General features: G+C 68.7%; 5 protein-coding genes. 1 reads left to right on the top strand and 4 read right to left on the bottom strand.

The window, feature by feature from the left end:
- Window positions 1-104: 104 nt before the first annotated feature.
- The 3 genes from ASD47_RS26045 to ASD47_RS07660 form a co-directional block, all read right to left on the bottom strand.
- Window positions 105-593 carry an ankyrin repeat domain-containing protein gene (locus ASD47_RS26045; RefSeq protein ID WP_082564518.1) on the bottom strand — a complete coding sequence of 163 codons (489 nt, stop codon included), beginning with the start codon at window positions 591-593 and terminating at the stop codon, window positions 105-107.
- Window positions 594-938: 345 nt separating this feature from the next.
- Window positions 939-1082, bottom strand: coding sequence for a hypothetical protein (locus ASD47_RS26575; RefSeq protein ID WP_156402156.1), 144 nt, complete (start codon window positions 1080-1082; stop codon window positions 939-941).
- Between the two features lie 384 nt (window positions 1083-1466).
- Window positions 1467-3236 carry an ATP-binding protein gene (locus tag ASD47_RS07660; RefSeq protein ID WP_056753912.1) on the bottom strand — a complete coding sequence of 590 codons (1770 nt, stop codon included), beginning with the start codon at window positions 3234-3236 and terminating at the stop codon, window positions 1467-1469.
- Window positions 3237-3439: 203 nt separating this feature from the next.
- Between ASD47_RS07660 and ASD47_RS07655 the strand changes: the two genes are divergently transcribed.
- On the top strand, window positions 3440-5800 hold the full coding sequence (locus ASD47_RS07655; RefSeq protein WP_369800266.1) for a long-chain-fatty-acid--CoA ligase: 2361 nt from the start codon (window positions 3440-3442) through the stop codon (window positions 5798-5800).
- A gap of 24 nt (window positions 5801-5824) precedes the next feature.
- On the opposite strand, the gene ASD47_RS07650 is transcribed toward ASD47_RS07655, so the two are convergent.
- Window positions 5825-6718 (bottom strand): MBL fold metallo-hydrolase, encoded by an 894-nt coding sequence (locus ASD47_RS07650; RefSeq protein ID WP_056753910.1) that lies wholly within the window; start codon window positions 6716-6718, stop codon window positions 5825-5827.
- Window positions 6719-6724: the final 6 nt, after the last annotated feature.

Genomic DNA, 6724 nt, shown 5'->3' with positions numbered 1-6724 from the left:
CCCTCAACGAAGCGGCTCAACTCCACCTCCCGACTGCTACTCCAGCATCAGGATTCTAGCCGATTTGGCGGTGTTTTCACACAGCCTCGACCCGTTGCTGACGTTCAAGCGAGTGATCTGGCCGCCAGTTGATCCAGTTCATCAGCGAGGTCGTCATGGCCGCCGTGACGCGCAAAGGCGGCAGCGTTGAACGACCCACACATGATCGAGGGATCGGCCCCAGCTAACAAAAGCCTTGCGACGACATCAGGATCACCGTCTCGCGCGGCCACCATGAGCGGGGTAACGTCATCGGCACCTGCGTTCACGTTTGCGCCCCCAACCAACAAAGCGTCGATCACAGGCACGGCTCCAGCCTGAATCGCCAAGATAAGGCAGTTGCTGTCACCGTTCGTCGTGGCGGCATTTGGATCCGCCCCCGCAGCCATAAGAGCAGCGGCGACGGGAGCCTGCTCGCCCACCGCGCCTCTAAAGCAACTCCACAGTGGTGTGTACCCTTTGTGGTCCCGCTCGAAAGGCGATGCGCCTTTCGACAGGCATGCGAGCACGGCATCTAGATCAGCGTCGTAAGCGGCGGCGTGGAGATCACTCATGGGGTGACGATGCCCGGCCTGATGTCCGACATCCACCCCGAGCTGACCTTCCCGGCGTCCGCACTGAGCGCTAGGCGCAACGGCGGCTTTCGCCGACGGCGCCAGATTCCGGACCCAACGCAAATCCGACGTTCAGCGTGGGTAGTCCTCCGAGGCGCTACTTACTCCGTACGTGAGTTCGCGTGTGAAAACCCCGCCAATCACCATTTCAACCTCGGAGGTTTGACTTCTCAGCACCGCTACCGCAGCGCCTTGTCGGGGTAACCTCAGGATACATGCACGGATGGCCGACAACCACCCGTCTCGGACACGCGGAAGGTACGCTTGCCGATGATCTCCCGCGGACTAAGTTCTCCAGAAAAAGGCGCGTGAGGATTTGCGATGCAGGATGCAGTTAGACAGCTCGTAGCCATCGCACCAACGCTCGATGACAGCCTGGACGAAGATCCTCTCAAAGCGGCGGCGGATCTTCTCGATCAGCTCCTTCAACCACTCTCTGAAGACGATGTCAGAGCACTGTTGTCGCTTTTGCCGCCATCAGGCGACACTGCCTTTGGGCTGAATTGGACAATCCTTCATAGGATTGAAGCTGCGCCGAGTTGGCCGATTTGGACCGCTTTGACCGACACCGATAATGAGTGGACGGCTATGTTTCTAACCCGGCTGAAGAATGGTGGGTACATTCAGCCCCTGTCGAGTCCGGACAGCTGAGGTCCGCCAACCACCGCTTGCGACTCTCGGCGGGTCTGCTTGTCGAAGGCCGCATCCGCCCGGCGGATGCGGCCGCGCCCATGTTGGTCCGTTCATCCCGGCGAACGCCGGGACCCAAGGTCTCGACACCCTGCGTTGGCAAGGGCGGGTGTGAACCAATCCCTACGACCGCGCCGCCTCTGTGCGCCGCCCGGTCTCGTCCCGCACCGCTGCGCAGATCGACGACAGCAGATCGATCGGCCGCACCGGCTTGCCCAGGTGGTCGTCGAAACCCATGGCCAGGAAGCGCTCGCGGTCGCCCGACATGGCCGAGGCGGTCAGGGCGATGACCGGGATCGCGGGGTCGCCGCCCTGGCCGGCCCGGATGGCGGCCAGGGCGGTGATGCCGTCCATCACCGGCATGTTGATGTCCATCAGCACCGCGTCGAACGTCTCGACCTTCAGGGCGTCCAGCGCCGCCTGGCCGTCGTCCACGATGGTCAGGACCACGCCCGTGGCCTCCAGCATGGTGCGGACGACGACCTGGTTGATGGCGTTGTCCTCGGCCATCAGGATCCGCAGGTCGCCGAGATCCGGCCCGTCCTGGTCTTCGGCGGCCTCGGGCGGCGCGGCGGGGGCGGCGATGGGGACCGCGCGCAGGGTGAAGAGGAACGCCGCGCCGCCGACGCCGCTTTCCAGGACCAGGTCGCCGCCCATCTGGCGGGCCAGGGCGCGGGAGATGGTCAGGCCCAGGCCGGTGCCGCCGTGGCTGCGCGAGACGGCGTTGTCCGCCTGGGTGAAGCTTTCGAAGATGCGATCATGGACCTGGGCGTCGATCCCGGCTCCCGTGTCGACCACTCTCAGCCGAACCTCCCGCGCCTCGTCGGCCAGGCCCGGCTCCGACGCCGACAACTGGATCGTGAGGCCGCCCTGGCTGGTGAACTTCAGGCCGTTGGAGATCAGGTTCATCAGCACCTGGCGGATCCGCTGGGGGGCGGCCAGGATCCAGGCTGGGGCCGAGGGATCGATCTCCGTGCGCAATTCCAGGCCCTTCGCGGCGGCGGCGTCCCGCCAGGCGTCGCCCGCGGCGTGGACCAGGTCGTGCAGGTTGACGGCCGCCTGGTCCAGGTCGACCCGGCCCGCCTCGATCTTCGACAGGTCCAGCACGTCGTTGAGCACCTGCATCAGGCTGTCGCCCGACTTGATCATCAGCCGCACATGGCGACGCTGGGCGTCGTCGAGATTGGAGCGGTCCAGGGCGTGGGCCATGCCCAGCAGGCCGTTCATCGGCGTGCGCAACTCGTGGCTGGTGACCGCCACGAAGGTGGACTTGGCGCGATTGGCCTCCAGCGCGCGCTCGCGCTCCTCGCGCAGGTTCTGGGTCAGGGCGTCCAGCCGGTTGGCGGCGGCGCGATTGGCCGCCATCACGTTGATCGCCGTCAGCACCACCGCGATCAGGCTCCAGCGCGCGACATTGGCCGCCACGCCGTGGGCGTCGTAGAAGAAGAGCGGAAACGCGATCAGGCTCGTCATCGGCGCCATGGCGCTGACCGCCAGCAGGGCGACGGGCTGGTGCCGGAAGTTCTGGGTGTAGACGATCTGGCCGGCCCAGATGGCGACGGCCGCCATCTTCAGCTCGGGGCCGGGCGCGAACCACAGCAAGGCGCCCAGCGCCGACCAGATCAGGTTGATCGGCAAGGCCGCCAGAACGAAGCCCGCCCGCAGTCCGGGCGAGGCGCGCACGCCGGGCCTGAACCGGCGGGTCGCCAGCCGGGCCAGGCCCTCGGCCCAGGCCAGGGCGGCCAGCCAGCCCAGGGCGAAGGGCGCCCCGACGGCGAAGATCACCGCCACGGTGGTCAAGGCGGCCGGGATCAGGCGTGACGGCAGCAGGCGATAGGTGTCCAGCGCCACCTCGTCCAGCCGGTCGTCGGCCCATATGGCGAACCTGTGCACCCGATTCCAGCCCGTCCGCCGCTATGTCGGCAAGGCGACATGGTAACCATCGCGCGCGGCCTTCGGGTGAACGCAACCTGCGGCCGATCATCGCGGCCTGACAAGCTCCGGGAGGTTCGCCTCCCGGGCGCGGCGCGTTGCGCGGCGAACGCGGCCCCGCTAGCCTCGCCTGAACAACGATAACGGATCGGGAGCGCGCGGCGATGCAGGGCTTGATGCAGCACGGGGCCTTGACGGTCGACAAGATCATCGACCACGCCGCCCAGTGGCACGGCGCGCGCGAGGTGGTCACCCGCTCGGTCGAGGGCCCGATCGTCCGCACCACCTACGCCGCGATCCACGCGCGCGCCAAGCGGGTGTCCAACGCCCTGCTGGCCCTGGGGATCAAGCCGGGCGACCGGGTGGGCACCCTGGCCTGGAACACCGGCCGCCACATGGAGGCCTGGTACGGGATCATGGGGATCGGCGCGGTGTGCCACACCTTGAACCCCCGCCTGTTTCCCGAGCAGATCGCCTGGATCGCCAACCACGCCGGCGACCGCGTGATCTTCGTCGACCTGACCTTCCTGCCGATCATCACGGGCGTCCTGCAGCACCTGCCCAGCGTCGAGCACGTGGTGCTGTTCACCGATCGCGACCACATGCCCGCCGACTTCCGCCCGACCGGCGAGACGCCGAACTTCAAGGGCCTGCTGTGCTTCGAGGACCTGGTCGAGCAGCACCATGCCGACTGCGCCTGGGGCGGGTTCGACGAGGGCACGGCGGCCGGGCTCTGCTACACGTCGGGCACGACGGGCGACCCCAAGGGCGTGCTCTATTCGCACCGCTCCAACGTCCTGCACACCCTGATCACCCTGCAGCCCGACGTGATGGGCCTGTCGCAGAAGGACGTGATCCTGCCGGTGGTGCCGATGTTCCACGCCAACGCCTGGGGCGTGGCGTTTTCGGCGCCCGGGACCGGCGCCAAGATGGTCATGCCGGGCGCGAAGATGGACGGCGCCTCGATCTTCGAGCTGCTGGACGGCGAGGGCGTCACCTTCTCGGCCGCCGTGCCGACGGTCTGGCAGATGCTGCTGCAGCACCTGAAGGAGACGGGGGCCAAGCTGCCCGTGCTGAAGAAGGTGGTGATCGGCGGGGCGGCCTGTCCCGAGCACATCATCCGCGCCTTCCACGACGATTACGACGTCGAGGTGGTCCACGCCTGGGGCATGACCGAGACCTCGCCGGTGGGCACGCTGTCGGTCATGACCGACGAACTGGAAAAGCTGCCCTACGACCAGCAGATGCCCTATCGGCTCAAGCAGGGCCGGCCGCCGCTGGGCGTGGAGCTGAAGCTGACCGACGACGCCGGCCGGCGCCTGCCGCACGACGGCAAGAGCTTCGGCAACCTGAAGATCAAGGGCCCGATCATCGCCGCCGAATACTTCCGCGGCGCCGGCGGCAGGATCCTCGACGACGAGGGCTTCTTCGACACCGGCGACGTGGCCACGATCGACGACCATGGCTTCATGCAGATCACCGACCGGGCCAAGGACGTGGTCAAGTCGGGCGGCGAGTGGATCAGCACGATCGACATCGAGAACATCGCCCTGGGCCATCCCAAGGCGGCGATGACGGCGGTGATCGGCGTGCCGCACCCCAAGTGGGACGAACGGCCGATCCTGCTGGTCAAGCTGAAGGACGGCGAGACCGCGACCAAGGAAGAGTTCCTGACGTTCCTGCATGGCAAGATCGCCAAGTGGTGGACGCCCGACGACGTGGTCTTCGTCGACGACATCCCGCTGGGCGCGACCGGCAAGATCGACAAGAAGCTGATCCGTCAGCGCATGAAGGACTATGTGCTGCCGGCCCTCTCCGCGGCGAGCGTCGCGGAGGGCGCGGCGGAGTTGGAACCCGAACCCGAGCCTGAGCCGTCGGCCGCCGCCCTGGCGGCCGACGACGGGGCCCAGGCGGCGCGGATCTATGCGCCCGAGCCCGAGGCGCCGCTGTCGGAGGCTCCGCCGCTGCCCGAGCCGCAGGTCGTCCAGGCCCTGGCCCAGGCGGACGGCGAACCGCCCGTCGAAGGCGAGGGTAAGGCGGACGGCTTTCCCCTGGAGCCGCTGGACGCCGCGGGTCCCGCGCCGCCGCTCGAGCCCGTGCCGGAGGAGGCCTTCCACGCCGAGCCGGTGTTCGTCGCCGAGTCGCCGCCGCAGGCCATGCCGTCCGCCGCCCCGCAAGAGGACAGGAAGGCCAAGGCGCAGGCGGACAGGGGCGGCGGAGCCTCGGCCCTGCTCGACCTGGCGCTGGTGGTGGCCGTCGTCCCGGCCGTGCTGGTGGCGGTCGGGACGCTGGGTGGGAAGCTCGGGATCCTCCCGCCGGCGCTCGGCCACGACCGGATGACCCTGGACTGGGCCCCCAAGGCCGCCGTGCTGGGCGTCGTCACCGGCGTGCTGGGCCTGTTCGTCGCCGCGTTCGGCGGTGTTCCGCGCTTCTGGAAGAAGGCGCTGCTGGCCCTGGCGATCACCGTCGCCACCCTGGGCCTGATGGCCGCGGCCAATATCCTGGGCGGCGCGCCGACGCGGTGACGGGGAGGGCGCTTCGCGGCGCGGTCAGGCCAGCCGATAAGCGCTGTCCAGCCCCGCCACGCCCTCGCACGTCACCCGGCCCTGCTTCACCAGCAGCAGCATGTGGGCCAGCACCGACATGGCCGCGGCCGGGTGCAGCCGCGGATCGACGGCCGCGTAGAGCGTCGGCACCATGGCCTTGATCGTGGTCGGACCCTGGGCCAGGGCGGCCAGCACCTGGGCCTCGCGCGCCCGGCGGTGGTCGGCATAGGCCTCCAGGAACGGCGCTGCCTCGCGGACCGGCGAACCGTGGGTGGGCCACAGGGTGTCGAAGCCCTCGGCCCGCACCTTCTCCAGGCTGGCGAAGTAGTCGCCCATGTCGCCGTCGGGCGGAGTGATCACCGTGGTCGACCAGCCCATCACGTGGTCGCCGGAGAACAGGGCGTTCTCCTCCTTCAGGGCGAAGCAGACGTGGTTGGAGGTGTGGCCCGGGGTGGTCACCGCCCGCAGCGTCCAGCCAGGGCCTTCGAACAGGTCGCCGTCGGCGATCTCGACGTCGGGCCGGAAGCCCTCGTCCTCGCCGGCCTCCAGCGCCAGGCCCGGCGCCAGCTCGGCCAGGTGCGGCGCGCGGCGGCCGTGGACCGTCGCCCCCGTCGCCCTCTGCAGCGGGCGGGCGAGGGGCGAATGGTCGCTGTGGTGGTGGGTGACCAGGATATGGCTGACCGTCTCGCCCTCCAGCGCCGCCAGCAGCGCCTGGAGGTGGCTGTCGAGGGCCGGACCGGGATCGATCACCGCCACGGTCCCGCGGCCGACGATGTAGGTTCCAGTGCCGACATAGGTGAAGGGCCCCGGATTGTCGGCGATCACCCGGCGGATGGACGGCGAGACCTGGTCGCAGCGGCCATATTCGAACTCGATCTCGCGGACGAAGGGGATCATGGCGGC

Origin of the sequence: Caulobacter sp. Root1472 (assembly GCF_001426985.1) — a bacterium.
Lineage (GTDB): Bacteria > Pseudomonadota > Alphaproteobacteria > Caulobacterales > Caulobacteraceae > Caulobacter > Caulobacter rhizosphaerae.
This window is presented reverse-complemented; position numbering and strand designations above follow the sequence as displayed.

What these genes read in the sequence shown, in the direction of transcription:
- ASD47_RS26045 (WP_082564518.1), bottom strand. Translation starts at nt 593, where the DNA reads ATGAGTGATCTCCACGCCGCCGCTTACGACGCTGATCTAGATGCCGTG.
- ASD47_RS07655 (WP_369800266.1), top strand. Translation starts at nt 3,440, where the DNA reads ATGCAGGGCTTGATGCAGCACGGGGCCTTGACGGTCGACAAGATCATC.
- ASD47_RS07650 (WP_056753910.1), bottom strand. Translation starts at nt 6,718, where the DNA reads ATGATCCCCTTCGTCCGCGAGATCGAGTTCGAATATGGCCGCTGCGAC.